This is a genomic window from Aeromonas sp. WP2-W18-CRE-05 (assembly GCF_014168615.1).
Taxonomy (GTDB): Bacteria; Pseudomonadota; Gammaproteobacteria; order Enterobacterales; family Aeromonadaceae; genus Aeromonas; species Aeromonas caviae.
Genome location: NZ_AP021917.1, coordinates 879,726 through 904,542 on the forward strand (window position 1 = coordinate 879,726; position 24,817 = coordinate 904,542).

The 24,817-nt window shown below is 60.4% G+C and carries 38 protein-coding genes; 37 read left to right on the forward strand and 1 reads right to left on the reverse strand.

Annotated features, from left to right (window positions below; all coding sequences use genetic code 11):
• Nucleotides 1–21 precede the first annotated feature (21 nt).
• From H7R73_RS04310 to H7R73_RS04470, 34 genes are all read left to right on the forward strand, one after another.
• A complete protein-coding gene (locus tag H7R73_RS04310) occupies nt 22–753 on the forward strand; it encodes a hypothetical protein (RefSeq protein WP_182951498.1) in 732 nt (243 codons plus the stop codon).
• Nucleotides 753–980, forward strand: a complete 228-nt coding sequence (locus tag H7R73_RS04315; protein ID WP_232092775.1) for a hypothetical protein — start codon at nt 753–755, stop codon at nt 978–980. The genes H7R73_RS04310 and H7R73_RS04315 overlap by 1 nt, the downstream gene beginning before the upstream one ends.
• Nucleotides 977–1,183, forward strand: a complete 207-nt coding sequence (locus H7R73_RS04320; protein WP_182951499.1) for a hypothetical protein — start codon at nt 977–979, stop codon at nt 1,181–1,183. Before H7R73_RS04315 ends, H7R73_RS04320 begins: the two co-directional genes overlap by 4 nt.
• Before the next feature lie 101 nt (nt 1,184–1,284).
• Nucleotides 1,285–1,668, forward strand: a complete 384-nt coding sequence (locus tag H7R73_RS04325; protein WP_182951500.1) for a DUF4406 domain-containing protein — start codon at nt 1,285–1,287, stop codon at nt 1,666–1,668.
• 48 nt (nt 1,669–1,716) lie between these two features.
• A complete protein-coding gene (locus H7R73_RS04330) occupies nt 1,717–2,526 on the forward strand; it encodes a BRO-N domain-containing protein (RefSeq protein WP_182951501.1) in 810 nt (269 codons plus the stop codon).
• Nucleotides 2,523–2,816 carry a hypothetical protein gene (locus H7R73_RS04335; RefSeq protein WP_182951502.1) on the forward strand — a complete coding sequence of 98 codons (294 nt, stop codon included), beginning with the start codon at nt 2,523–2,525 and terminating at the stop codon, nt 2,814–2,816. Before H7R73_RS04330 ends, H7R73_RS04335 begins: the two co-directional genes overlap by 4 nt.
• The gene (locus H7R73_RS24530; protein ID WP_182951503.1) at nt 2,788–3,000 is read left to right on the forward strand and encodes a DUF3283 family protein; all 213 of its coding nucleotides are present in this window, start codon (nt 2,788–2,790) and stop codon (nt 2,998–3,000) included. The genes H7R73_RS04335 and H7R73_RS24530 overlap by 29 nt, the downstream gene beginning before the upstream one ends.
• A complete protein-coding gene (locus H7R73_RS04345; RefSeq protein WP_182951504.1) occupies nt 2,990–3,256 on the forward strand; it encodes a hypothetical protein in 267 nt (88 codons plus the stop codon). The genes H7R73_RS24530 and H7R73_RS04345 overlap by 11 nt, the downstream gene beginning before the upstream one ends.
• The gene (locus H7R73_RS24120) at nt 3,253–3,558 is read left to right on the forward strand and encodes a hypothetical protein (RefSeq protein WP_232092736.1); all 306 of its coding nucleotides are present in this window, start codon (nt 3,253–3,255) and stop codon (nt 3,556–3,558) included. Before H7R73_RS04345 ends, H7R73_RS24120 begins: the two co-directional genes overlap by 4 nt.
• A 30-nt stretch (nt 3,559–3,588) precedes the next feature.
• A complete protein-coding gene (locus tag H7R73_RS04350; RefSeq protein WP_232092737.1) occupies nt 3,589–4,242 on the forward strand; it encodes a DUF968 domain-containing protein in 654 nt (217 codons plus the stop codon).
• A complete protein-coding gene (locus H7R73_RS04355) occupies nt 4,239–4,592 on the forward strand; it encodes a DUF1064 domain-containing protein (RefSeq protein ID WP_182951505.1) in 354 nt (117 codons plus the stop codon). The genes H7R73_RS04350 and H7R73_RS04355 overlap by 4 nt, the downstream gene beginning before the upstream one ends.
• Before the next feature lie 86 nt (nt 4,593–4,678).
• Nucleotides 4,679–5,221 carry an antitermination protein Q gene (locus H7R73_RS04360; RefSeq protein WP_182951506.1) on the forward strand — a complete coding sequence of 181 codons (543 nt, stop codon included), beginning with the start codon at nt 4,679–4,681 and terminating at the stop codon, nt 5,219–5,221.
• 468 nt (nt 5,222–5,689) lie between these two features.
• The gene (locus tag H7R73_RS04365) at nt 5,690–6,055 is read left to right on the forward strand and encodes a hypothetical protein (protein ID WP_182951507.1); all 366 of its coding nucleotides are present in this window, start codon (nt 5,690–5,692) and stop codon (nt 6,053–6,055) included.
• A gap of 146 nt (nt 6,056–6,201) precedes the next feature.
• Nucleotides 6,202–6,525, forward strand: a complete 324-nt coding sequence (locus H7R73_RS04370; RefSeq protein ID WP_182951508.1) for a phage holin, lambda family — start codon at nt 6,202–6,204, stop codon at nt 6,523–6,525.
• Entirely contained in the window at nt 6,512–7,006 is a 495-nt protein-coding gene (locus H7R73_RS04375) for a lysozyme (protein ID WP_182951509.1), read from the forward strand. Before H7R73_RS04370 ends, H7R73_RS04375 begins: the two co-directional genes overlap by 14 nt.
• A complete protein-coding gene (locus tag H7R73_RS04380) occupies nt 7,003–7,548 on the forward strand; it encodes a DUF2514 family protein (RefSeq protein WP_182951510.1) in 546 nt (181 codons plus the stop codon). Before H7R73_RS04375 ends, H7R73_RS04380 begins: the two co-directional genes overlap by 4 nt.
• A 97-nt stretch (nt 7,549–7,645) precedes the next feature.
• Nucleotides 7,646–7,930, forward strand: coding sequence for an Acb2/Tad1 domain-containing protein (locus tag H7R73_RS04385; RefSeq protein WP_182951511.1), 285 nt, complete (start codon nt 7,646–7,648; stop codon nt 7,928–7,930).
• A 110-nt stretch (nt 7,931–8,040) separates the two neighbouring features.
• Entirely contained in the window at nt 8,041–8,301 is a 261-nt protein-coding gene (locus H7R73_RS04390) for an HNH endonuclease (RefSeq protein ID WP_232092738.1), read from the forward strand.
• A gap of 102 nt (nt 8,302–8,403) precedes the next feature.
• Nucleotides 8,404–8,889, forward strand: coding sequence for a phage terminase small subunit P27 family (locus tag H7R73_RS04395; protein WP_076362412.1), 486 nt, complete (start codon nt 8,404–8,406; stop codon nt 8,887–8,889).
• A gap of 9 nt (nt 8,890–8,898) precedes the next feature.
• Nucleotides 8,899–10,620, forward strand: coding sequence for a terminase large subunit (locus H7R73_RS04400; RefSeq protein WP_182951513.1), 1,722 nt, complete (start codon nt 8,899–8,901; stop codon nt 10,618–10,620).
• Complete coding sequence (locus H7R73_RS04405; RefSeq protein ID WP_182951514.1) at nt 10,614–10,799, forward strand: hypothetical protein; 186 nt, start codon at nt 10,614–10,616, stop codon at nt 10,797–10,799. Before H7R73_RS04400 ends, H7R73_RS04405 begins: the two co-directional genes overlap by 7 nt.
• The gene (locus H7R73_RS04410; RefSeq protein ID WP_182951515.1) at nt 10,799–12,046 is read left to right on the forward strand and encodes a phage portal protein; all 1,248 of its coding nucleotides are present in this window, start codon (nt 10,799–10,801) and stop codon (nt 12,044–12,046) included. Before H7R73_RS04405 ends, H7R73_RS04410 begins: the two co-directional genes overlap by 1 nt.
• A complete protein-coding gene (locus H7R73_RS04415) occupies nt 12,034–12,972 on the forward strand; it encodes a S49 family peptidase (RefSeq protein ID WP_182951516.1) in 939 nt (312 codons plus the stop codon). The genes H7R73_RS04410 and H7R73_RS04415 overlap by 13 nt, the downstream gene beginning before the upstream one ends.
• 68 nt (nt 12,973–13,040) lie before the next feature.
• Nucleotides 13,041–14,327 carry a phage major capsid protein gene (locus tag H7R73_RS04420; protein ID WP_182951517.1) on the forward strand — a complete coding sequence of 429 codons (1,287 nt, stop codon included), beginning with the start codon at nt 13,041–13,043 and terminating at the stop codon, nt 14,325–14,327.
• 59 nt (nt 14,328–14,386) lie between these two features.
• Nucleotides 14,387–14,851: a hypothetical protein gene (locus H7R73_RS04425; protein WP_182951518.1), complete on the forward strand. Its 465-nt coding sequence runs from the start codon at nt 14,387–14,389 to the stop codon at nt 14,849–14,851.
• A gap of 2 nt (nt 14,852–14,853) precedes the next feature.
• Nucleotides 14,854–15,174 carry a head-tail connector protein gene (locus H7R73_RS04430; protein WP_182951519.1) on the forward strand — a complete coding sequence of 107 codons (321 nt, stop codon included), beginning with the start codon at nt 14,854–14,856 and terminating at the stop codon, nt 15,172–15,174.
• Nucleotides 15,171–15,536: a head-tail adaptor protein gene (locus H7R73_RS04435; RefSeq protein WP_076362405.1), complete on the forward strand. Its 366-nt coding sequence runs from the start codon at nt 15,171–15,173 to the stop codon at nt 15,534–15,536. The genes H7R73_RS04430 and H7R73_RS04435 overlap by 4 nt, the downstream gene beginning before the upstream one ends.
• Nucleotides 15,537–15,550: 14 nt before the next feature.
• Nucleotides 15,551–16,072: a hypothetical protein gene (locus tag H7R73_RS04440; RefSeq protein WP_060388636.1), complete on the forward strand. Its 522-nt coding sequence runs from the start codon at nt 15,551–15,553 to the stop codon at nt 16,070–16,072.
• Nucleotides 16,069–16,752 (forward strand): phage tail terminator protein, encoded by a 684-nt coding sequence (locus H7R73_RS04445; protein ID WP_182951520.1) that lies wholly within the window; start codon nt 16,069–16,071, stop codon nt 16,750–16,752. Before H7R73_RS04440 ends, H7R73_RS04445 begins: the two co-directional genes overlap by 4 nt.
• Nucleotides 16,753–16,754: 2 nt before the next feature.
• Complete coding sequence (locus H7R73_RS04450) at nt 16,755–16,979, forward strand: DUF2635 domain-containing protein (protein WP_060388637.1); 225 nt, start codon at nt 16,755–16,757, stop codon at nt 16,977–16,979.
• Entirely contained in the window at nt 16,979–18,469 is a 1,491-nt protein-coding gene (locus H7R73_RS04455; protein WP_182951521.1) for a phage tail sheath subtilisin-like domain-containing protein, read from the forward strand. The genes H7R73_RS04450 and H7R73_RS04455 overlap by 1 nt, the downstream gene beginning before the upstream one ends.
• Complete coding sequence (locus H7R73_RS04460) at nt 18,470–18,826, forward strand: phage tail tube protein (protein WP_182951522.1); 357 nt, start codon at nt 18,470–18,472, stop codon at nt 18,824–18,826.
• Nucleotides 18,823–19,098, forward strand: a complete 276-nt coding sequence (locus tag H7R73_RS04465; protein WP_182951523.1) for a phage tail assembly protein — start codon at nt 18,823–18,825, stop codon at nt 19,096–19,098. Before H7R73_RS04460 ends, H7R73_RS04465 begins: the two co-directional genes overlap by 4 nt.
• A 150-nt stretch (nt 19,099–19,248) precedes the next feature.
• Nucleotides 19,249–21,339 (forward strand): phage tail tape measure protein, encoded by a 2,091-nt coding sequence (locus tag H7R73_RS04470; RefSeq protein ID WP_182951524.1) that lies wholly within the window; start codon nt 19,249–19,251, stop codon nt 21,337–21,339.
• Nucleotides 21,340–21,381: 42 nt separating this feature from the next.
• Here the strand turns inward: H7R73_RS04470 and H7R73_RS04475 are convergent, their stop codons facing one another.
• Nucleotides 21,382–21,678 (reverse strand): TM2 domain-containing protein, encoded by a 297-nt coding sequence (locus tag H7R73_RS04475; protein ID WP_060388642.1) that lies wholly within the window; start codon nt 21,676–21,678, stop codon nt 21,382–21,384.
• Nucleotides 21,679–21,885: 207 nt separating this feature from the next.
• On the opposite strand from H7R73_RS04475, the gene H7R73_RS04480 reads away from it, so the two are divergent.
• Genes H7R73_RS04480 through H7R73_RS04490 form a run of 3 tightly spaced genes read left to right on the forward strand, consistent with a single transcriptional unit; the run spans nt 21,886 to nt 24,817 of the window.
• Nucleotides 21,886–23,238, forward strand: coding sequence for a DNA circularization protein (locus H7R73_RS04480; protein ID WP_182951525.1), 1,353 nt, complete (start codon nt 21,886–21,888; stop codon nt 23,236–23,238).
• Nucleotides 23,235–24,302 carry a phage baseplate assembly protein gene (locus tag H7R73_RS04485; RefSeq protein ID WP_182951526.1) on the forward strand — a complete coding sequence of 356 codons (1,068 nt, stop codon included), beginning with the start codon at nt 23,235–23,237 and terminating at the stop codon, nt 24,300–24,302. Before H7R73_RS04480 ends, H7R73_RS04485 begins: the two co-directional genes overlap by 4 nt.
• Complete coding sequence (locus H7R73_RS04490) at nt 24,302–24,817, forward strand: phage baseplate assembly protein V (RefSeq protein WP_182951527.1); 516 nt, start codon at nt 24,302–24,304, stop codon at nt 24,815–24,817. The genes H7R73_RS04485 and H7R73_RS04490 overlap by 1 nt, the downstream gene beginning before the upstream one ends.

Here is a 24,817-nt window from a genome sequence, read left to right on the forward strand (position 1 = left end):
CATGAGATTCGGGAGAATGACATGCAAGAGAAAGAACCTTTGATAAAGCTAACAACCAGTCGTTCGGCAATCTACGCAGTTCATTTTGCCAATGGCATTACCAAAGTAGGTTTGTCATTTACTGGGAGTGCCACTAGTCGGATCGAGCAAGCATGCAAATTGATGCAGTTCAAGGATGGCAGTAGGCCTGTCGCGCAGTTCATCCATGCGGTGAAAGGAAGTCCATTTCAGCATGAGGCGAAGCTAATACATTTTTGCCAACGGTCCGGAGAACTGGTTCACGGTAAAGAGTGGTTCTCTGGCGTCAACTTTGATGAGCTGCAGGCGTTTGCAGCAACGATAGTCCACGAAGAGGGGCGGAATAACATCCACGTCGACGATCAAAAATGTAAGGCATTCTTTGACGGCATCACTACTGGCATCAATCGCAGGTTGGCCGACGGCAATAAGGCGATCTTGATCGCGACATTAGGAACTCATATAGCCGACGAAGTCAGCGAGCGCATAGATGGCCTCGTCGATTCACTCTATGGCGTGGATGTGAGCGCTGAAAGTGAGGGATTAATGAACTATGCCTGCGATCACCTCGGCTACTTGCGTGATGTGTTGGCCGCGTTTGCCGCGTCCCATCAGACTGATGGCAATCATGCCCAGGCGGAAGTGGTACTTCAGTTCGTTTGTGATTCGGCAGGGATTGAACCATCCATGATATCGCTCGGTGAGAGCAGTCACCTGAAGGGGGTGGCGGTGTGATGCATTACTACGCCCAGCACACGGCGACCCGAGATTGGTACGCCCCGGTGCTGACCATCGAGGAGGTGGAGCGCACTAGGGAGGCGGGGATCCCGATCTTTATGGCGCTCTACCAGATTATGGAGTCTGGATTTGATCCGGTGGCCAAGCAGGCCGCCGACGTTGTCGGGGCGGCGCTGACCCGCGCAGCCCGTTACACCACCACCGGGAGGGGGAGGAGCAGATGAGCCTTGAATGGATGTTTCTGGGATTGGCGCTGGCCTGGCTGGCGTTGCTTGGGATGGTGTGGCTGACCCTGCGCCAGTGGCTGGCACAGGAGGTAGGCCCTGAGCTGGAGTGGGACGAGTTCGAGGAGGAGCCGCGGTTGGTATCGACCTGTCGCGAGCTGAGCGAACTGGCGGCCAGAACCCGGGAGGCCAGCCATGGCTAAGGCGGGGCTTCTGGTGATGCTGGTGTTTGTGGCGCTGTTCATGGCTGCAAACCTGTCGGCGGGCGCCCCCGCCGTGAACAACCTGGCCGGGGAGGCCCGTGATGACCAATAAGCCACAGGTGGGGGCAGGGCAGATATTGCTGGAAGGGGTAAAGGTCTATGTGGCAGGCCCCATGACCGGTTTGCCGGAGTTCAACCGGCCGGCGTTCTTTGCCGCAGAGGCGCACCTGAAGTCGCTGGGCGCCCAGGTGATGAACCCGGCGATCCTGCCAGATGGTTGGTGCCATGAGGCCTACATGCGGATCGCCATCCCGATGCTGATGGAGTGCGAGGCGGTGGCCTTTCTCCCAGGCTGGCAGCAGAGCAGTGGGGCCCGCCGAGAGTTCACCCGGGCGCAGGCGTTTGGTCTCGATCTGTACCAGTTGAGCGTTGGTGACGTGGCCGGGCAAATCTGGATCAATGGCATTGAACTACTGGATATTTAAACAGTATTATTTGACCAAGGCCTACATCATGACAATCGGGAGAGTGACATGCAGGTGTTGAGTTTTGACAGTGAAGAGTTCGGCAAGGTGCGCCTGATCCAGGAAGATGGGCGAGTGCTGTTCTGCGCTGTCGATGTGTGCAAGGCGTTGGGCTACAGCAATGCGCGTGATGCCGTGAAGCGCCATGTGGATGAAGGGGATGTCGTGAAACGCGACACCCCCACAACCAGCGGGGTGCAGGAGGTTTCATTCCTCGATGAGGGTGGGGTCTACGCCCTGATCTTCGGCAGCAAATTGCCGGCGGCCAAGGCCTTCAAACGGTGGGTCACCGGTGAAGTCCTTCCGTCCTTGCGCACGACCGGCCAGTACCAGGTGCCCACCGGTCCGACGGTCAATGTGGAGGCGGTACAGGTCGAGCTGCTGTTTGCCGAGACCGCCGCCCGCATGCTGAACGTCAGCAACTCCGGCAAGCTGGGCATGCTGCAGACCATCCAGCGCCAGCATGGCCTGCCGAACCTGCTGCCCTCCTACGCCATCGACGCGCCGAGCGACGCCACTGACGGCAGCTCGCGGGCCACCTTCTCGGCCACCGAAGGCCTGAAACAGCACGGGGTGACCATGGGGGTGCGCTATTTCAACGCGCTGCTGGAGTCGAAAGGGCTGATCGTCAAGATGAGCCGGCCGTCCAGCAAGACCCCGGACAAGCAGAAGGAGTTCTGGTCGATCACGCCAGCCGGGCTGCGTTATGGCAAGAACATCGTGGATCCGCGCTGCCAGCGTGAGACGGCGCCGCACTGGTACCAGAGCCGCTTTGCCGATCTGCTGGCCAAGGTCGGCCTGGGGAAGGTGGCGGCATGAACCTTCCCTGCGGTTTGTCACTGCGGCCCTACAGCGGGCCATTCGCCGGGTCCCTGCACCACGTCGTGGACAGCAACGGGGTGGTTGTGCGCAATGCCACCGTGCTGGAGGTGGAACTGGCGGCCGCCCTGCATGAGCTGGAGCGATCTGCCGAGGTGATGCAGCATGCTGCTGCCACCGGCATGACGCCGGAGGCGCTGGCCTTCGCGGCAGAAAGGGCCGCTCACTCTGCCATCCGGATCCGGCAGGAGGTATCCGGCCATGACATTCAATCTGGCGCGGCTTCCTGAAGGGGACCGTCAGAGGGTACAATTGGATAAGCAGGCGGCCCTCCTTGTGTGGCGGTGCCGCCTCGGCCAGGCGAGTCGCGATGATGTCGCCAAGGCCATCACTCAACAGCCAGCGGAGTACCAGGAGTATTTTCGCGATCGGCTGAACCACTACCGTGAGGTAAAGGGGTCACATGAGCAGTAAATTCACGAGCCGCAGCGCGGCCAGAGCGCAGCACCTGCAGCAGCAGGCCAACAACCCTGCCGGGGCCGCCATCAATGCCAGCGCCGAGCTGTTCCGTTCCATCGACACCGCCTGCCCGGGCCTGACGGCCACCGAGGCTGCTCGCCGGGTTATCGCATCCGAAGCAGCCGCCCTGCGCCGCACGGCCAGTTATCAGCTTCTGGCCCGTCTTGGCCCGCTGCTCGACAAGTTGGAGATGGTGGAGAAGCTGGGATGATGCCGACCCATCCGGTCTTTGTGCCAGAGATGGGGGTGGTGCTGCTGAAGGTGGGGGAGGAGCTGGCCAAGCTGCGCACCTCTCTATCCAACCGCCCGGCGGTGCTCGTCCCTGCTCCAGAAGGGGGTGATCTGCTGGCCCAGTTCCCTGAGCTGGCCATGGCCCTGCTCAATCCCGCCATCGTCAAGGCTGCCGGCGGCGAGCTGGCCTTGCGCAGTGTAGGCCAGTGCCTGATCGGCCATGGCTGCATCGGGGAGTCGGTCACCGCCGAGATGGGCGGCCTGCCGCTGCCTCTGTGCTGACACCACGATAGCGAGTTCCGCGACGGCCAGTTGCCGTTCAACCCTAGTCAGCATGCCGAGGCGATCGCCCGGGCGCTGCTGACCAAGGTGGCCGGCTGGTGCGGGGTGCAGCTTGCTCAGTTGCAGGCACGGGATCTCTGTTGGTGGGCCAGCGTGTACAAGGTGCAAGGGCATCTGCCGATCGCCGTTGTTCGTCATGCCTGCCGCTTGCCGCCGCTGGAGCCAGAGCGTGTGCTGGTGCCAGGGCGCGGTTATCGGGAGACTGATGCCCGCTATCGGGTGAACCAAGAGGCCCTGCTGGATCAGGACCCGCTGGCAGAGCTGCGCGGCAGGATCAAGGCCAAGCCGGTGGTGAAGGCCATCGACCCAGAGCCGCCGATGCTGCACATCCCCCGCCCCAAGATGAAGCGGTGGGAGTCTGCCAACTATCTGGCGTTCGTGCGCCAGCTGCCCTGCGTAGTGACCGGCCAGACCGATGGCATCGAGGCACACCACGTGGTGGGGCACGGGCTCAGCGTGATGGGCAGCAAGACCCATGACCTGATGACCTTCCCGCTCTGCCACCAGGCACACATGGAATTGCACAACAATGGCTGGCAGCAGTGGGAGCAAGCCCACGGCAGCCAGCTGGATCACGTCGCGATGACGTTAAACAAGGCCGCCGGCCTAGGAGTGTTTGGATGACGCCATACAGTGGAAGGGTGGTGAAGGCGCGGGCCCGCCCGCAGCCGGTACCTGGCTCGATGAACAAGACCGAGGAGGCCTATGCCGGCCACCTGCGTCAGCTGATGCCGGCAGGGGAGGTGCTGCACTTCGAGTTTGAGCCGCTCAAGCTGCGGCTGGCCGATAAGACCTTCTACACCCCGGATTTCATGGTGGTGCGCCGGGATGGGCTGATTGAGCTGCACGAGGTGAAAGGGTTCTGGGAGGACGATGCCCGGGTCAAGATCAAGGTGGCAGCCAAGCAGCACTGGATGTTCACCTTCGTAGGGGTACAGCGCAAAGGCGCCGGCTGGTCACTGGAGGCATTCTGATGAGGCTCGAGTACGCAATTTCCATCGGTTCGCCGCGCTCGGTGATGATCCAGGCGATTCAATCTCGTTCGACAGGAGCCAGCCATTTGACCAAGGCGGATGTTCTGGGGGCCCTTGGTCTGGTGCAGAAATACGAGGCCGTTGGCCTGGCACTGGTGATGGCCCGCTACACCAAGGACAAGGAGAGCCACCGTAAGGCGGTGATCGGGGTGATGGCCGAGTGCAGCAAGCTGGCACCGAAGTACGTGGGGGCCGTCAAGGAGCGTCGGCAGGGTCTGGCACTCAAGGCGCTGGCCGCGCTGGCGGTTCAGCACTTCTGCCGCACCGTGGACACCCCGTGGGCGGCCTGCCACCCGCAGTTCTGCCGGGGGCGCGGGGTGATCCGCGATCTGGAGCTGAGCCGGCTGCACGGCAAGGCCATCGACAAGACCTGCCCCCGCTGCAATGGTACCGGCCTGCGTCCTATCCCGGGTACCCAGGTGCGCCGCGCCATCGAGCCGCTGCTGGGTACCCTGACCCGCTGTGAGTGGGAGCAGCAGTGGTACCCGCTCTATCAGGCTGTGCTGGCCTGGTGCCATGTGCAGGAGAGCGAGGTGGAGGCGTTCTACAAGCGGGTGACGGCGGCGTGATATACCTTATGGTATTCAATTGATGTATAAATCACGTTTTTTATTTATAGGCTGAACCTTGAAAATCTGATTTCTATAAAATTCCCATTGACAGATAGAATTACAGGTCTGTAAATTATGCCCACTGGCAGCCCATGCCAAATAACTCACGCACTTAATTTTCATCCGAGCAGATAATGCCGGAGGCTCGCTATTATGTTAATGACAGAATATCCACTCCATTATTGGCAGGGGAAAGGGGTTTTCACAGCTGAAATTTATGGGGAGGAGTTCATGGAGTTTAAGGTCCCCCAGCTGCTTGGCGCTGGGAACTCTGCGCTCAAAATGATGATCCTGGCTCATGAGCAGGCTGGTCGTGACATGGGGGGCATGCTGGGCGGAGCTGGCGGCACTGCAAGAATTTACCCGCCTTGGTGAGATTGGCAGTGTTGTTGTGCTGACAGGGTCTCTTGGCCATAGGATGGTGTTATGTCGCTGAAAGGTGCAATGGGAGCTGCTCTGCTCTTGTATTTTATCTACCTTTTATCAGGTTTGTTTGCGGCTGCTGTAACTGGGGTGCACAACATTTCGCAGACAGAGGCCAGTGCGTGTGCCGAAGGTTTTTTAGGTAGCTTGACTCGCAAGCAGGCTAAGACATGCGCTGTGTTGTTCACTCATCCAACTGGGCTTGTGAAGAGAACCCCCAGCGGAAATGCACTATTTATAGAGCTTCAGGTATCTCGAGGTGACATGAAGAGGCTACATCTCGCTGTGCTATCGACTTCACCGGAGAGCATGGCGAGCGCAGTATCGTTTGATGAGTGGTGGAGCAGTTTGCCGATTGAAGGCAGTTGACAGTCAAAAGCAATTTTGTGTAGAGTGAAAGCCAATGATGGAAGACTGCACCCGAAAGGATGCGGTCTTTTTCTTTTCTGTTTCCAAACCTCGGCTTCGCCGGGGTTTTTTCGTTTCTGGAGCCCCGCGGGGTGGTGGGTATGCGAATGCCTGAAAAAGACTTGGGCCTGCTGGCCTGGCTGCTGGCTTGGGCCGATGCCCACTGGTCCGCTTTGTACGGCTTTATCCTGTCGGTGGTGATCTCCTGGTTGAGGGTGACCTACTCCGGCGGAGCAATAAGGCAGCGCCTGCTGGAGTCTGCCTTGTGTGGCGCTATCTCGTTGTCGGTGATGTCTGGGCTGGATCTGCTCGGAATCCCGGCGACGGCCTCTGGCTTTGTCGGCGGCTCTATCGGTTTTCTCGGGGTAGAGAAAATCCGCGAGTTTGCTGGTCGTGTGCTCGATCGGAGGTTTGGCGATGGTCAAGGTTAACCGCATTTCAGTGGATGGCGTAGCCGTTGCTCACTACTTCGAGAACTGCAAGCTGCAGGCCTATCCTGACCCGGGCAGCAAGAACGGTGAACCTTGGACCATCGGCCGGGGGCATACAGGCCCCGAAGTGCAGCCTGGGCTGGTATGGACGCAGGCACAGGCCGATGCCGCATTCCTGGTAGACATTGCACGTTTCGAACGTGATGTGCTGTCGCTGGTCAAGGTGCCCGTCAATCAGGGCCAGTTCGATGCTCTGGTGCTGTTCAGTTACAACGTCGGCAGCAAGGCCCTTGAAAGCTCTACCCTGCTGCGCAAGCTGAACGCCGGCGACTATGACGGTGCTGCAGTCGAATTCCGCCGCTGGAACAAGAACGACGGCAAGGTGATGCGCGGCCTTACCCGCCGCCGTGCTGCCGAGGAATGCCTGTTCATGGGCATGAACGGCAGTGAGGCAATAAAGCATGGAGTGGCAGCAGCATGATCCCAGTCAGGCAGTTCCTTAGCTCATCCCGTCCTGTGGTGTGGTTTCTGGTTCGCCTGACAGCAGTGGCCCTGCTGGTGTGGTGGATAAACCACTCTGGCTACACCGAAGGCGCCCACGACAAGGAACTTGAGTGGTCTGCCAAGTGGGAGAAGCAGTCGGCCGAACTGGCGACGGCAAGGGCCGATGCCGAGATTGCTGCCCGCAAGGCTGAGCAGCGCCGTCAGGCAGATATTGATAGGGTGAGACAAGATGCAGAACAACAGATCGCCAATGCTGAACGCGACGCTGCTGTCGCTGACGCTGCTGCTGTCGGCCTGCGCGAGCAAGCCAGCCGTCTTGCTCTCAGAGCCAGTCAGTGCGCCAGCCATTCCGGCACTGCCCAGTCAGGCGATGCAGCCGGACAGTCCGCCGTGGTGCTCGCCGACCTGCTCGGCCGGGCTGATGCGCGAGCGGGAGAGCTGGCAAGAGCGTATGACCGCGCTCGAGCATCAGGCTTGGCCTGCCAAAGAGCCTACTTCTCCCTGACCAATCCCGATTAACCGAATTGCCGCACCGAGTCACTCTCCAAACTGACGGGTCGTCCCGTGTAACTGCGTCCGGTGCGGCGCCCTATTTTGTCCATCGCAGAGACCCATCATGGAAAACCAACACCGCCAGATCAAAGGTTACCGCGAGCTGAGCCAGCAAGAGATAGACCTGATGAACCGCATCAAGGAGAAGGGAACTGAGCTGCTGGCGCTGCAATCCGAGCTGGCGGCCATGATTGGTCAGCAGCATTTCGACAAGTCGCATGGACCAGTAGATGAGTTCGAGCGCTTTGAGGCTGCAGAGCCGATGCGCTGGGCGAACATCGGTAAGACCGACATACAAACTGGCATCATGGCGCTGGTTCGAGCTGTAGCTCAGCCTGCTGGCGTCTGATGCCTCCACGTATCAAGCAGATCTGCCGGGCCAAAGGGTGTCACGCCCTGACTGATAACCCTGGCGGGTATTGTGCCGATCATGCGGGTCAGGCTGTCGGATGGCGGCGTGTGGCTGCCAAGTCATCGGCAGAGCGTGGCTATGGTGCCAGCTGGCGCAAGCGGCGCGAGCGAATCATGCAGCGCGACCGCGGGCTGTGTCAGCCCTGCGTTCGCAAGGGGATCATCACCCAAGCCTATGCCGTTGACCACATCGTGCCAAAGGCCACAGGCGGCACAGATGACGATAGCAACCTCGAGGCCATCTGCCGGTGCTGCCACAAGCAGAAGACACAGCAGGAGGCCTCTGCTGGCCGCCATGGGCAATCCTGAGGGGGAGGGGGGGATCAAATCCTTCCACCTTTTCGCCTCCGTGACTGCCAGCCCGGTCGAATTTTTATACCCGCGAAATTAAAAATTTAAATGGAGGGCGCGATGGCAGGGGCACCAAGAGCGCCTGGTCAAGGTCGCAAGCCCAAACCGACGGCGCTGAAGCGGCTGGCAGGCAACCCCGGCAAGCGCTCGCTGAACAACGCCGAGCCCACATTCACCCCACTGCTCTATGTCGATTGCCCTGAATGGCTGGCAGAAGACCAGTGGGCCCCGACCATGTGGGACATGGTGATCCGTGAGCTCTGCGGTGCCGAGGTGCTCTGCGTCACCGACCTGCACAACCTCGAGGCCTTCTGCGCGGCCTACTCGCGCTGGCGCAGAGCCGAAATCGAGATCGCCAAACACGGCCTGGTTGTCGAAGGGGCAACTGGCGGGCCGGTCAAAAACCCCGCCTGTACGGTGGCCAACGAATCACTCAAGCAGATGACCAGCTACGGCTCGCTGCTTGGGCTGGACCCGTCCAGCCGCTCACGCCTGATCGGAGGCAACAAGAAACAGGGAGGGGGGAACCCGTTCGCAGCTTTGTAGGGATGACCGATGGCAACACGCAAAAGTTATCCCTATGTCAACGTGGCAAACGGCTACGCCCGCGACGTGGTGCGCGGCAAGACCCCCGCCTGTCGCTACGTCATCCAGGCCTGCCAGCGGCACCTCGATGATCTGGCCAAGGAGAAGTCGGCCAAGTTTCGGTTCCGCTTCGACAAGGACAAGGCTGAGCGAGCCGCCACATTTGTCCAGCTCATGCCCCATACCAAGGGGGAGTGGGCGTTCAAGCGCCAGACCCTGAACCTTGAGCCGTGGCAAATGTTCATCATCTGCTGCGTCTTTGGCTGGGTGCGCAAGGGGAGCGGCCTGCGCCGCTTCCGCGAGGTCTACAACGAGATCCCGCGTAAAAACGGCAAGTCGGCGCTCTCTGCGCCGGTCGGCCTCTACTGCTTCGCGGCAGACAACGAATTCGGCGCCGAGGTTTACTCCGGCGCCACCACAGAAAAACAGGCGTGGGAGGTGTTTCGCCCCGCCCGCCTGATGGCCAAGCGCACCCAGGCGCTACTCGATCACTTCGGTATCGAGGTCAACGCCAGCAACCTGAATATCCCCTCTGACGGCGCCCGCTTCGAGCCGCTGATTGGCAACCCAGGTGATGGCCAGTCGCCATCCTGTGCCATCGTGGATGAATACCACGAGCACGACACGGATGACCTATACACCACCATGATCACCGGTATGGGCGCCCGCCGCCAACCGTTGATGTGGGTCATCACCACTGCTGGCTACAACATCGATGGCCCCTGCTACGACAAGCGGCGGGAGGTGATCGAAATGCTGGCGGGCACGGTGCCAGATGATGAGCTGTTCGGCATCATCTACACCATTGACGAGGGTGACGACTGGACTGACCCCAAGGTGTTGGCTAAGGCCAACCCCAACATGGGCGTCTCCGTCTACTCCGAATACCTGCTGGCACAACAGGCCAAGGCCATCAAGTCGGCCCGCTTTGCCAACATCTTCAAGACCAAGCACCTCAACGTCTGGGTGTCGGCAAAAACCGCCTACTACAACATGGAAGCATGGAAGGCCTGCGAAGATCGCAGTCTGACGCTGGAGCAGTTCGAGGGGCAGGAGCAGATCCTCTCGTTCGACCTTGCCCGCAAGCTCGACATGAACTCCATGGCCAGACTGTTCTGGCGAGATATTGACGGCAAGCGCCACTACTACTCGATAGCCCCAGAGTTCTGGGTACCGGAAGATACGGCCTTCAACACCGACAACCGGCGACTGGCAGAGCGTTACCAGAAATGGATGAACCTTGGCGAGCTCAGCACCACAGAAGGTGCCGAGATCGACTATCGCGAAATCCTGGCCGTAGCCAAAGAGGCGGCCGCCAGTGGCAACGTGCTGGAAGTCCCGCTCGACCCGGCAGGCGCAACCGCACTGGCTCACGATCTGGCAGATGAGGGATTGACCCCCATCTCCATCACCCAGAACTACACCAACATGAGCGAACCGATGCGAGAGCTGGAGGCCGCCATTCAGTCCGGCCGTTTTCATCACGATGGCAACAGCCTGATGACCTGGTGTATCGGCAACGTGATCGGCAAGAACCTGCCCGGTAACGATGATGTGGTGCGCCCGGTCAAGGAGTCTGCTGATCAGAAAATTGACGGCGCTGTCGCGCTCATGATGGCCATCGGCCGCGCCATGGTCGCGGGCCGCGGCAATACCAAATCCATTTACGAAACCACGGACGTCCTATGCTGATGAACATCATCGCCTTTCTGGTGGGCCTGCTGGGTGCCGCCGCGCTGACCTATGGCGCCTGGCTCTGGTCTGCCCCGCTCGGCTGGGTGGTCAGTGGCCTGTTGGCGCTGGGCTGGTCTGCCTGGTTGAGTCGTGCCATTGCCTGGCACCAAAACAACAAACAGCGAGGTGGTGACTGATGTTCTTCCCATTCCTGTTTGAGCGCAGGGGTGGCGGTGGCAACTTCAGTCAGTGGATCTCGAGCGTAGGGGCGCGGCGCAGCAAGGCAGGCGTCATGGTCACGCCGGAGTCTGCGCTGGCGCAAGGCACTGTCCGCGCCTGCGTCACCCTGCTGGCTGAATCCATTGCCCAACTGCCGTGCGAGCTCTACCAGCGCAGCGACGACAGTCGCACTCGGGCGACCGACCACCCGCTGTACGACATCATCCACGCCTGCCCTAACCAGAAAGACACCAGCTTCGAGTTTAACGAGCAGCGCATGGGCCACCTCGGCTTGCGCGGCAACAGCTACAGCCTGATCGATCGCAGTGGCGACGGCTATATCACCGAGCTGATCCCGGTCAATCCGGACAAGATCATGGTGCTCAAGGGGTCGAACGGTCTCCCGTTTTATAAGTTGCTCGACGGCAGCAACGAGATCCTGCCGATGCGGATGATGCACCACGTCAAGGGCTTCAGCCTGGATGGTTACCTTGGTGTCTCGCCGATCCAGAGCAACCCGGATGCAATCGGGTTGGCCATGGCGGTGGATGAGCATGCCGGATCGGTATTTGCCAACGGCACCACCCTGTCAGGAACAATCGAAACCACCGGAAAGCCATTCACAACCCAAGAGTCACTGGAGCAGTTCAAGTCGAAGTTTGTTGATGCCTACGCCGGGGCCCGCAACTCTTTCGGTGTGGCGATCTTGCAGGAGGGGATGCAGTACAAACAGATGGCAATGACCAACGAGCAGAGCCAACTGCTCGAGTCCCGCAAATATGGCGCCATCGAAATCTGCCGCCTCTACAAGGTCCCGCCGCACATGATCGGCGAGCTGGATCGGGCAACCAACAACAACATCGAGCATCAGGGGCTGCAGTTCGTCATCTACACCCTGCTGCCGTGGGTCAAGCGCATCGAGGCCGCCATGATGCGCGACCTGCTGCTGCCGAGTGAGCGCAAAGACCTCTATATCGAGTTCAACCTCTCCGGCCTGCTGCGGGCAGACCAGAAGTCCCGTTACGAGTCATACGCCCTCGGCCGCCAGTGGGGCTGGCTCAGCGTCAACGATATCCGCCGGTTGGAAAACCTGCCCCCGATCCAGGGTGGCGATATCTACCTGACCCCGCTCAACATGGTCTCTACCGGCAAGGTGCCGCAAGGCATCAGCCAGGCGACCCAGGAACAAATCACGGAAATCGAGGCCATCCTATGCCGAAGCTGATGATCAACTACCCGCACCTGGCCAGCCAGGTGTTCGGGTGTCCGCTCTACGTCACCCAGGAGGTGCTGGCAGGGGTCAAGAGCCTGCTGATGCCCCGCATGCTGGGTAACCAGATCGAGGTGATGGCCGCCGATGACCTGCCGGATGGGCTGGAGCCAAAACAGCTCGAAGCCCGCAGCGAATCGCAATACCGCGTGGAAGGGCTGGCGGTGATCCCGCTGCACGGCATTCTGGTGGCGCGGCGCAGTCAAATCGATAACGCCTGCACCGAGCTGACCAGCTACGAGTGGGCGCGGGCGCAGATCGCCACAGCGCTCGCCGATGAGCGGGTCAAAGAGATCGTGCTCGATATCAACTCCGGCGGCGGCCATGCGGTCGGCTGCAAGGAGCTGGCCGACTACATCTATGCCGAGCGCAGCGTCAAGCCGATCACCGCGCTGGTCAACTTCTCTGCCTACTCGGCGGCCTACTTCATTGCCTCAGCCTGTAGCAAGGTGGTGGTCAGTGAAACCGGCGGCTGCGGCTCTGTTGGCGTCATCATGGAGCACATGGAGGTGAGCAAGTGGGAGGAGGAGGTTGGACTCAAGTTCACCACCTTCTACCGCGGTGACCGCAAAAAGGACGGCACCCCCCACGAGCCCCTCAGCGATGGCGCCATGGCGGCGATCAACCACCGCATGGATCAGGCCTACGACCTGTTTATCAGCTCAGTGGCCCGCTATCGCGGCCTGTCCGTCGAGCAGGTGAAAGCTACCGAGGCCACCCTCTACAGCGGTGTCGAGGCGGTCAACAACGGGCTGGCTGATGAACTGGCCAACCCGCAGGATTATCTCAACGGCCTGGCCGCCAGCGTGGCCAAGCGGACCAAACCGGCGCAAAGCATCGGCCTGAGGGCCCGTGCCATCGAAATGCAGAACCTACTCTAGCCCAGCGGCGGAGCACATCCCAACAAGCCCCGAAAGGGGCTTTTTTTATGTCCAAAGGAAACTAATCGATGAAGACTATCGAAGCCCTCCGCCGCGAGCGTGGCGAAATCGCCGCCCTGGTCAAAGCCTTGGCAGAACTCGAAGCCAGCGGCACCGCTCTCACCGACGAGCAGCTGCAGCAGTTTGCCGACCTGGAGAGCGAAGCGAACAAGATCAGCGCCGCCATCGCCCGCCAGGAGAGCGCCGAGCGCCTGATGGCGCAGCAGGCGGCACCGGTCAACGCTCGCGGCCCCCAGGCTCCTCCGGCTGGCCATATGAAGCAGGAGCTGAAACAATATCAGGGCGCAGGCTTTGCCCGTATGGCGATGGCTGTCGCTGCCGGCAAGGGTGACCTGCAGCTGGCAGAGAAGTTCGCTGCCACAGAAATCGGCGATCAGCAGGTGGCTATGGCCATCAGTACCGCCGCCGGTTCTGGTGGTGCCCTGATCCCCGAGAACTTGCACTCCGAAGTGATCGAGCTGCTGCGCCCGAAGACGATTGTGCGCAAGCTGGGGGCCCGCGTACTGCCTCTTCCCAATGGCAACCTCTCTCTGCCGCGCATGAGTGGCGGCGCCCAGTCCAGCTACGTGGGTGAGGGCACTGATGCCAACAGCAGCGCCAGCCAGTTCAACGATGTGAAGCTGTCCGCAAAGACCATGATCACCCTGGTGCCCATCAGTAACCAGTTGATCGGCCGTGCTGGCTACAACGTCGAACAGCTGGTGCTGAGCGACATGATCGCCGCCATGGCGGTGCGCGAGGACAAAGCCTTCCTGCGCGATGACGGCACCGGCAACACCCCGACCGGCTTCAAGAAGGTCGCGACCGACAATAGCCGCACCGTCGAGTGGGCTGGTACCGCCGACCTGCCGACCATCGACGCTTACCTGGACAAGCTCATCCTGATGCTGATGAACTCCAACAGCCTGATGATCAACCCGGGCTGGGGTATGAGCCCGCGCACCTGGATGAAGCTGTTCGGCCTGCGCGATGGCAACGGCAACAAGGTCTATCCGGAGATGGCGTCTGGCCTGCTCAAGGGTTACCCCATTGCGCACACCAACACCATTCCGGCCAACCTCGGCACCGGCACCAACGAGTCTGAGGTCTATTTCGCCGACTGGAATGATGTGGTGATCGGCGAGCAGGACAACATGACCATCGACTTCTCCACCGAAGCTACCTACAAGGACACCAACGGCGATCTGGTCAGCGCCTTCTCCCGCAACCAGTCGCTGATCCGCCTGGTCGGCAACCACGATGTGGGCTTCCGTCATCCGGAAGGTTTGGCGCTGGGTACCAAGGTTACCTGGTAGGGCCGCAGCAGGGCGCCGTACTGGCGCCCTCTCTCATCACCTTGTAACAAGGAGCCGACATGGCCAAGCAACCAAAAGGGGCTCGCGCAGGGCTGGCACCTGCCACTGACGCCGATCACGAGCAGCAGAGCAGCGAACCGCCGCAGGAGCCGACCCGCAATGCAACTGACCCCCCCCAACCCTATGCCGATGCAGGCACTGGGCAAGATCCCCACGCCGGAACTGGCGAAGGCGATGAATCAGATTCTGACCACCACGCAGCAGGTCAAGCGCCAGGCGATGCAGCCGGAGCTGGCGCCGCGCCGCTGACCGGTGATCAGTCCGCTGGCGCCACTGACGCCAATTGCGGGCAGCAGAGCGGCGATGATCCCGCACCTACCCATGATGAGCGGGTGCTGGTGCGTTTCACCGGCCCCTGGAAGAACTACAGCCGTGGTGACATCACCCGACTGTCACCAGTCGAAGCCGAATTGGTGATCAAGAAAGCGCTGGCGGACGCCGAGCCAGGACAAGCCGAGGAGTAGTTATGCCGTGGATCACGCTGGAAGAGGTGAAGGACCAGTGCCGCCTCGAGGAGGATGACGCCAGCCAGGATCTGCTGCTTAACCTCTACATCGGGGCCGCCCGCCGGGCTATCGAGCAGCACACCGATCGGGAGCTGCTCGATGCGCCACAGGCCGAGATGACGGATCGCCAGCTAGTGATCGGCGATGACCTCAAGGCCGCTGGCCTGCTGATGGTGGCGCACTGGTTCAACAACCGGGAGGCGGTCTCCGACTTCGAGAAGGTCGAGGTCCCCTTTGCCTTTCGCTACCTGATTGGCCCCTACACCAGGATGCCGATATGAAGATCCGCCAATCGTCAGTCGTCAACGCGATGCGCCCGCCCAGCGCCGGCGAGCTCAAGCAGCGCCTGCAGATCCGGCGAGTTACCGAAGAACCAGCCGAGGAATTTTCCACCAGGCAGGTGTACCACGACCAGATCAACGCCTGGGGCAAGCTGATGCCTGTCACCGGCGGAATCTATCAGGCTGGGGTGCAGATTGACGAGAAGGTGACGCACAAATGCCTGATCCGCTGGCGCCAGCTCACCTGTGACCACCAAATGGTACACAAGGGGGCTGTCTATCGGGTGAAGCGCTGCGAGCCGCTCAACGGCGAAACCGTCTGGGCGCTGGTCGAACTGGAGCAGCTTGACCTGCCGACATAACAAGAGAGGCTGCCATGTCGTTTGAGAACTCAAACTCCGGCATCTACCTCCACGTTGATTTCCCTGACGCGCAGGAGATCCGCTTCAACAAGGCCCGCGTCAGGCGGGCATTTGTCGATATCGGCCGGACCCTGCTGCGCGACAACCGGCGAGCAGTGGCGCGGCGGGCGATATCAGGAGCCGGGCAGGCTCCCGGCTACCAGTCCGGCGATCTGGCCAAATCGATCGGCTACTTCGTGCCGCGAGCGACCGCCAACCGCCCGGGCTTTATGGTCAAGGTCAGCCACAACAAGGGCGAAGGGGCATCGAAAGATATCCCGAGCGACGGCTTTTACCCGGCATACCTCTTTTACGGGGTCAGGCGTGGCGCCAAGCGCGTCAAGAGCCACCGCAAGGGGGCCAGCGGCGGCTCGCCGTGGCGTATCGCCCCCCGCCAGAACTACTTTGCCAAAACCCTCAAATACCGCAGCTACGAAATCCAGCGAACCTTGTTCACTGCGCTGAGGGCATCGGTCAGGCCGGAGAAACCGACATGAAGATAAGCCCGCTGATTGCGGCCATTCGCCAGCGCTGCCCCATGTTTGGCGGCAGGGTGGCCGGTGCGTCCGAGTTCAAGCCGCTGGCCGAGAACAGCAAGCTGGCCCTGCCGGCAGCCTATGTCATCCCACTCGATGACAATGTAGAAGAAAACCGCAGCCAGACCGACTACTGGCAGAAGATCACCGACGCCTTTGCCGTGGTGGTGGTGGTCAACAACACCCAGGACGCCCGCGGGCAAGCCTCGGTTGATGTGATAGAGGAGGCGCGAGAGGCACTCTGGAAGGCCCTGCTAGACTGGTCGCCGGACGAGAAGAAGTACGACGGCATTACCTATCAGGGCGGCAACCTGCTCGATATGAATCGGGCACACCTCTACTACCAGTTTGAATTCTCGGCCGAGTTCGAGATCGGCCCGGAAGATACCCGCCAATGGACAGATCTGGAGGCACTCCCCGAGTTTGAGGGGCTATGTGGTCACGGCGACCAGTGGGGTATCGACTATATCAGCCCTGGGCTGGGCCCGGATGTGGTGCCGCCAGAGTGGCGCATCATCGAGCATCAGTTCAACTTCCCGGTCAACACCGTATTCGTCAGCGATTACAGCAACATGCTCAAGCTGGCTCACGCCATGAATGACGCCAGCCCGCTCGGATTCGCCCCAACCCCACAGGAATAAACATGTTCGTCAAACCCAATGACGGTCGATCGGTCCCCGATCCTGACCGCGGCGACCTGCTGCCCGCTGAAGGGCGCGAGGTGATCGCCAATCAGTATTGGTATCGCCGCCAGCTTGATGGCGATGTCGTCATCGAACCTCCGGTTGAACAAGAGCCGGAAGCCGAGCAAGAGCCAGCAGCCGAGGCCGCAACTCAGGTCACGGCCAGCAAGAAGGGAGCAAAATAATGCCCGTCAGCTTCAACAATATTCCCGCCGATCTGCGGGTTCCGCTGTTCTATGCGGAGATGGACAACTCGGCGGCCAATAGCGCCAGCGAAACCCTGCGGGCGCTGGTGCTGGGCCATGGCCTGGCTTCTGTCACCACCGGCAAGAACCAGTTGCAGCAGATCACCAACCCCGCCTTGGCGGCAGGTCTGGTCGGTGCCGGCAGCCAGCTGGCCGCCATGGTGGCAGCCTATCGCAATGTCGATTCGTTCGGCGAGCTGTGGCTGATCGACGTGCCTGAGCCCAGCGCAGGCGCTGCTGCGATCGCCACCATCACGGTGACCGGTACCGCCATCTCTGCCGGCGTGGTTTCGCTCTACATCGCTGGCAAGCGCGTGCAGGCCGGGGTGTCAGCCTCTGCTGCCGCAACTGCGGTGGCATCCAGCATCAAGGCGGCCATCGATGCCGATACCAGCCTGCCGGTGACCGCAGCCGTCTCTGCTGGTGTGGTGACGGTTACTGCGAAATGGAAGGGGCTGACCGGTAACGATATCAACCTGGCGCTCAACTACCGTGGTGTGATGGGTGGCGAATCCCTGCCCAACGGCATCAACGTGGCCCTGACTGCCATGAGCAACGGCGCTGGCTCGCCGGATCTGACCGCTGCCATTGCGGCCATGGGTGATGAGCCGTTCGACTTTATCGCCACTCCCTGGCATGACAGCGGATCGTTGGATGTGCTGGAGGCGGAGATGAACGACGCCACCGGCCGCTGGTCGTGGTTGCGCCAAATCTACGGCCATCTCTACAGCGCCAAGCGCGGCACGCTCTCTGAACTCTCTACCTTCGGCAAAGCCCGCAACGGCCAGCACGTCACCATGACCGGCATTGAGCCGCTGACGGCTGCCTCGCCTTACGAAGTGGCGGCTGCCAGCTGTGCCCGCAATGCGGTGTTTATCCGCATCGACCCGGCGCGGCCGACCCAGACCGGCGAACTGAACGGCCTGCTGCCGGCACCAACCGGCAAGCTCTTCACCAAGGGCGAGCGCCAGGTGCTGCTGACCAGTGGCATCGCCACCCAGACGGTTAGCTCTGGTGTGATGATGGTCGAACGGGCGATCACCATGTACCAGCGCAACAAGTACGGTGCCGCCGACAACTCCTATCTCGACAGCGAGACTCTGCACACCTCCGCCTATGTGATCCGCCGGTTGCGCACCTTGGTGACCAGCAAGTATGGCCGCCACAAGCTGGCCAACGACGGTACCCGCTTTGGTGAGGGGCAGGCCATCGTCACCCCGGCGGTGATCAAGGGCGAACTCAACGGCGAATACCGCGTCATGGAGCGACTCGGCATCGTCGAAAACAGCGAGCTGTTCGCCCAGTACCTGATCGTGGAACGAGATGGCGATTCCGGTCGGGTCAACGTGCTGTTCCCGCCGGACTACGTCAACGGTCTGCGCGTCTTCGCGCTGCTCAACCAATTCCGTCTGCAATACCAGGAGGCATAAATGGGCCGCATCGCAGGTACTTGTTATTTCAAGGTTGACGGCGAGCAGCTGTCAGTCACCGGGGGGATGGAGATCCCCCTTAACACCAACGTCAAAGAGTCCATCGTGGGGCTCGATGGTGGTGTTGATTACAAGGAGACTCATCGGCCTCCCTACATCAAGGCGTCCTTCAAAATTCCGAAGGGCTTCCCGCTCAAAAAGATCACCACGAGCGATGACATGACAATCACCGCCGAGTTGGCGAATGGTCAGGTCTATGTGTTGAAAAGCGCATGGCTGGAGGGGGAGGCCAACCACAACCCTGAAGACGGCACCGCCGACATGCAATTCAACGGAAAAGAAGGGTTCCATCAATGAGCAAGAAAGTCATCGTTCTGTCCGAGCCGATTCAGGCCCATGGTGAACCAGTCTCTGAACTGTCACTCAGCAAGCCGACCGGCGAGCAAGTTTGCCGCCTGGGTCTGCCTTACACCATGACTCCCGAGGGGGAGATCAGCATCAACATGAAAAAGGTGAAGGGCTATCTGATCGAGCTGTGCTCTATCCCGGCCAGCGCCGTGGAGCAGATTGAGCCGGCCGACCTCAACAATGCCGCCTGGGACGTCGCCGGTTTTTTCCTGAAGGGGTAACCGAGCGAGACATTCTCGACCGCTACTTTGACATGGCGAGGTGGTGGAAGGCGGGCGATCCCATCGCCTTCCTTCACCATGACTTTGACGCCCTGGCCTTGATGGAGTGCCAGTGTGAGCGGCTGATGAAGGCCGAAAAATAGGTGATTTATGGCTAACGAATTTCAACTCAAAGCCCTGATCACCGGTGTAGACAAGTTGTCTCCGGCGCTCAAGGGTATCCGCAAAAATATCAAAGGTTGGCAGCGTGATCTCCAGAGTGCTGGGGAGGGGGCTCCTGCGATCGCTGCTGGGCTGGCTGCTGCAGTTGGTGGCAGCCTGGCTGCCTTTGCGCAGTCAGAGAATGCCGCTACCGGCCTCAAGGTGGCGATGATGGATGCCGCTGGCTCGGTCGGCCCCGAATTCAAGAAGATTAACGATCTGGCGGTTGGTTTAGGCAACAAGCTGCCCGGCACCACAGCCGATTTTCAGAACATGATGACCATGCTGCAGAGACAGGGTCTGAGTGCCGAAACCGTCTTGGGTGGGGTGGGCGAGGCCACTGCCTATCTGGCCGTGCAGTTGGGCAAGGCTCCTGCCGCCGCCGCCGAGTTCGCCGCCAAGATGCAGGACGCCACCGGCACCGCCTCCAAAGATATGATGAGCCTGTTCGATACCATCCAGAAAGCCTTCTATATGGGGGTGGATGACAACAACATGCTCCAGTTCTTTGGCAAAGCATCATCCGCGATGAAGTTGGTGAGCAAGGATGGACTGAAGGCGGCGCAGGCGATGGCACCCCTTGCCATCATGCTTGATCAGGCGTCTATGGCTGGTGAGTCAGCCGGTAACGCAATGCGGAAAGTCATGACGGCTGGCTTTGACAGAAAAAAAATGAAAGAAGCCAACCAAATGATCCGGAGTATGGGGTTGAAGGGGACCAAGCTCGACTTCACTGATGGTAAAGGCGAATTTGGTGGCCTGGATAATATGTTTGCGCAACTCGATAAGCTCAAAGGGCTGACAGAGGGTGACAAGCTGACCGTGCTTGGCAAGATCTTTGGAACAGACGCAGAGACCCAACAGGCGCTCAAAACGATCATTGATAAGGGAAAAGCCGGTTACGACGAGATCCAGCAAAGAATGGCCAGGCAGGCAAGTCTGCAGCAACGGGTGGGGGCTCAGCTTGGCACTCTGGGTAATCTTTGGGATGCCATGACTGGTACCGCAGTGAACGGTCTGGCAGCAATTGGCGGCGCCTTCCAGGGGGAGGCGAAAGACATGGTCACCTGGCTTGGCGATTTAGCCGAGAAATTCAGCGAGTTTGCCGCTGCCAACCCAGAGGTTATTCGCGGTGTGGTGGGCATTGCCGCCGGATTCGCGGCTCTGAAGCTGGCGCTTTATGCCGGCGGGGTGGCCATGGCCTTCTTCGGCAATGCTATAACTGCGACCCCTATTGGCTTGATCCTGCGCGGCGTGGCTATGGCGGCCGGCCTGATTATCGCCAACTGGGGCACTATTGGCCCTTGGTTCGCGAAGGTCTGGCAGTCAATTACGGTGGTTGCCAGCGCGGCGTGGGAATCTCTGAAACAGCTGTTTTTCAACTTCCATCCACTCGGTATCGTGATCCAGAACTGGGGCCCCATCAGCAGTTGGCTTGGTGATCTATGGAGTTCTGTGAAAACAGATTTCTCACTTGTATGGGCTTTCTTGAAGAAAGGGATCCTCGACTTCACCCCGTTGGGGCTCATCATTCAGAACTGGGGGGCCATAAGCACGTGGTTCAGCGAACTGTGTGGCTCGGTGACGACCGGTTTTGGCTGGGCGTGGGAGTTTCTGAAGCAGGGGTTCCTCGATTTCCATCCACTCGGGATCATCATCAAAAATTGGGAACCCATAGTGGCCTGGTTCAAGGGGATGTGGGAGCGGATTCAACCCTATCTGCAACCGCTGATGGATGGCATGAGCTGGGTAGGTGACAAGGTAGGCGGGGTCATGGATGGCGTTGGCTCTATCTGGCAGCGCAGCGGGGATACCCTCGGCGCGATCTGGAGCGGCGGCAAGGGAGGGCTCGGCGCGTCATCCCCGTTGGCTGCCGTATCCCCAGCAGCAGGTGCCAATACCGCTGCCACCGCCCCGGTCTCCGGTGAGATGGTGGTGCGCTTTGAAAACGCACCGCAAAACTTGCGCGTGGATGAGGGAAAAACCTCACCTGGCTGGTCCATGTCGCCGGATGTCGGTTATTCACGTTATGCAAAATGACCCGCATAAGCGGGTCATAATTGCAGGTTCTTGATGTGCTGGTTACTTGCCTGCGTATTTCAGGGCAAAGCTTTCATCGGTTGAGCAGAGATAAATGATGAACTCAATGAAGGCGACAATTGCTGGGATGAAGGTCCAGCAGAAAATCAAATAGAGGAACCCCATACCGGTTTTACCGAGGTAAAACTTGTGGGCGCCAAAACCACCAAGGAAGAAGGCAAGCAGAGCCGCAGTGACTCGATTTTTGCTTGAGCCTGTAACAGCACCACAGCTCGGGCAAGACACTGCCGTTTTGTGGATTTCCTTACCACAACCACGGCAGAACACCATATCAGACATAGAACCCCCAAAAAGTAAAAAGATTACATTGAGTCTGGGATTGTAGCACCCCGAAATATCTCAAGCCATAAGTCATGTGAGCGTTCTTGTTGACCGTGATCAACGTTAGGTAATATCACCTTATTAAGCATCCGAAATATCGAATTTTCTGGAAACCATATTCTCTGCAACACACCCGCTTCGGCGGGTTTTTCTATTTGAGGTGCTATGAGCTGGACAGACCGTTTGCAGCCTGCATCCTTTCGCGGGGTGGCGTTCAAGGTAGACGGTGATGACCTGCAGATCGGTCGTCGCACCGTGGTTCATGAGTATCCAGGCCGAGATACCCCCAGTGTCGAGGACATGGGGCGCGAGACCCGGGAATATGCCCTCTCAGCCTACCTGATTGGGCCTGACTTTATCGCCGAACGGGATCGGCTGATTGAGGCGCTCGAGCAGGTAGGCCCCGGCGAACTGGTGAGCCCCTGGTACGGGCGGATGAACGTGGTGGTGATGGGCAAGCAGCGCATCAGCCACAGCAAGCAAGATGGCGGAATGTGTATCGTCAGCTTCTCCTTTGTGGAGTCTGGTGAGGATGAGTGGCCAACGGCCACCCCGCTCGGTTCATCACTGCTCTCAGGCCGCTCGACCAGCTTGCTGGACCGTGCACAGAATGCCTTTGCCGGAGCCTTCGGCCTTGATGGGCTGCCAGAGTGGATGTCGATGGCGACCATAGAACATGCCTCCTCCCTACTCGGCAGTGTGGCCGACATGCTCAACAGTGCCGACGGCAAGATGTCGAGCGCCCTGCGGCTGATGCAGGGGGATCTGAGCGTGCTGATGCCACCTCCCTCGACCGCTTGGATCTTCTCGCGCCAGCTGGCCTCGGTGCTGGATGCCGGGTCCAGCTCAAGCGGCACCGCCCGCTCGCTGCTGAGTCTCGCCAGTCGCAGCGCAGCGGCCTCGCAAACTCAGGCCGCCAGGCCGCTCGGCGTGTGGCCGACCGCCGCACAGGACAAGCAGCAGACTGACCGGCTGACCAACAGCGTTTCCGAACTGGTCAGGGTAAACCTGATCGCCAGCAGCGCTCAGGCGGTGGCGCGGATGCCGTCCCCGAGCGAGCCAGCCATCACTCCGGTCAGAGCTCCGGCGCTCGACGCCGTTGAGGTGGCGCGGCAACCGATGCAAAACAATGGTGCTGCCACTACTGGTAACAGCACCGGCCAGAGCCAGATTGCTGACAGCAGCGCATCCCTTTCAACCAGCCCTACTCGTGATGAACTGGAGGAAGCTCGCCAGACCATCATTGCTGCGATCGACAAGGAGAGCGAGCGCACTACCGACGATGGTGTCTATCAAGCGCTGCGGGATCTACGCCGCGAGCTGGTCAGTACGCTGCGCCAGCAGCAACAGCATGCCTCAAAGCTGGTGACGCGCACCCCGAGCGATACCATGCCGGCATTGGTGCTGGCTGCAGAGTGGTATGACGATGCCGGGCGGGCGGATGAGCTGATCGCCAAGAACAACCTCTCTCACCCGGGCTTTGTGCCCCCCGACCCCCTGCGGACCCTGGCATCATGAGCGACGAGTATCATCTGCGGATCAATGGCAATGCCTGGTATGGCTGGACAGCCATGCGGATCAGTGCAGGCATCGACCGGCTGGCTCGCGATTTCGAGGTGCAAGTCACCAGGCGGGCCAGCGAAAAGGGCGAGCTGCTTGATGCGGTATCCACCGGGATTCAGCAGGGCGACAGGGTGGAGGTGCTGATAGGCCGCGATCTGGTGCTCACCGGCTACGTCGATGCGAAGCCAGTCAGTTATGACGCCCGCAGCATCACCCGCTCCATTCGGGGGCGCTCCCGCACCGGCGACCTGATCGACAGCGCCGCCACAGTGCGCCAGTTCAGGGGACAGACCCCGCAGCAAATTGCCGCTGCGCTGTGCCAGCCGTTCGGGGTATCGGTGTTTGGCGCGGCTGGGCAATCCCCCATCTCGGATTTCTCGGTGGACTGGGGGGAGGCGGTGGCCGAGGCCATCGACAGAATGATGCAGCAGCAGCGCCTGCTGGCCTATGACGATGCCAATGGCGATCTGCACTTTGGGGCGGTCGGGGCGCTGCGAGCCACTACGCCGCTGGTCTACGGCAAAAACATCCTCAGCTGCAGCGCCCCGCAAGATCAGAGCGATTGCCACTCCGAATACAGGGTTGCAGGGCAGCGAGCGGGCACCGATGACGATTTCGGGGAATCCAGCTCGACCAGGGTCAGTCACAAGGTCGGCGGAAAGGTTGGTCGCTATCGCCCGCTGCTGATCAAGCAGACCGGTCAGGCCAGCGTTGCCAGCTGCCGCGCCATGTGCGAATTCGAGGCCCGCCGCCGCGAGGCCAAGGCGCGAGAGGCGACCTATACGGTGCCTGGCTGGCGACAGGAATCAGGCGAGCTGTGGCTGCCAAACATGGTTGTTCCTGTGTTTGACCCCCACAACGACTTTGCCGGTGACGAGCTGGTGATCGCCGAGGTGGAGTACAGCCGCACCGATAGCGGCACTATCGCGACCCTGCGCGTCGGCCCTGCTGATGCCTATTTGCCTGACGTGCCGGATCCCAAGCCCGCCCGCAAGAACAAGGATGAGGACATTTTCTGATGCGTGAACTGAAAAGCGCCATCCGCAACCTGCTATCCCGCGGTGTGATCAGGCTGGTCAACTCGGCGGCCAAGTGCCAGCTGGTGCAGATCGAGATGCTGGGCGGTGAGCTGAAAGACGATGTCGAGCATCTCGAACCGTATGGTTACACCTCCTGCCCCCATGACGGGGCAGAACATATCGCCGTCTTCCCGGATGGCGACAAGTCCCACGGCGTGGTGCTGGTCGTGGCCGATCGGCGCTACCGGCTGAAGGGGCTCAAAAAAGGGGAGGTGGCGCTCTACACCGATGAGGGTGATCGCATTGTGCTGCGCAGGGGGCGCCGCGTCGAAGTGAAAACCCTGACCCTTGATGTTGAGGCCAAGACCAAGGCTCGCTTCGATACCCCGCTGCTGGAGTGTACCGGCGAGATCCGCGACAAGACCGGCACCATGCGGAAGATGCGCGACCAATTCAACGACCACGAACACCCCGGCGGTACCCCGACCGGTAAACCGAAAACCCGGATGGAGTAA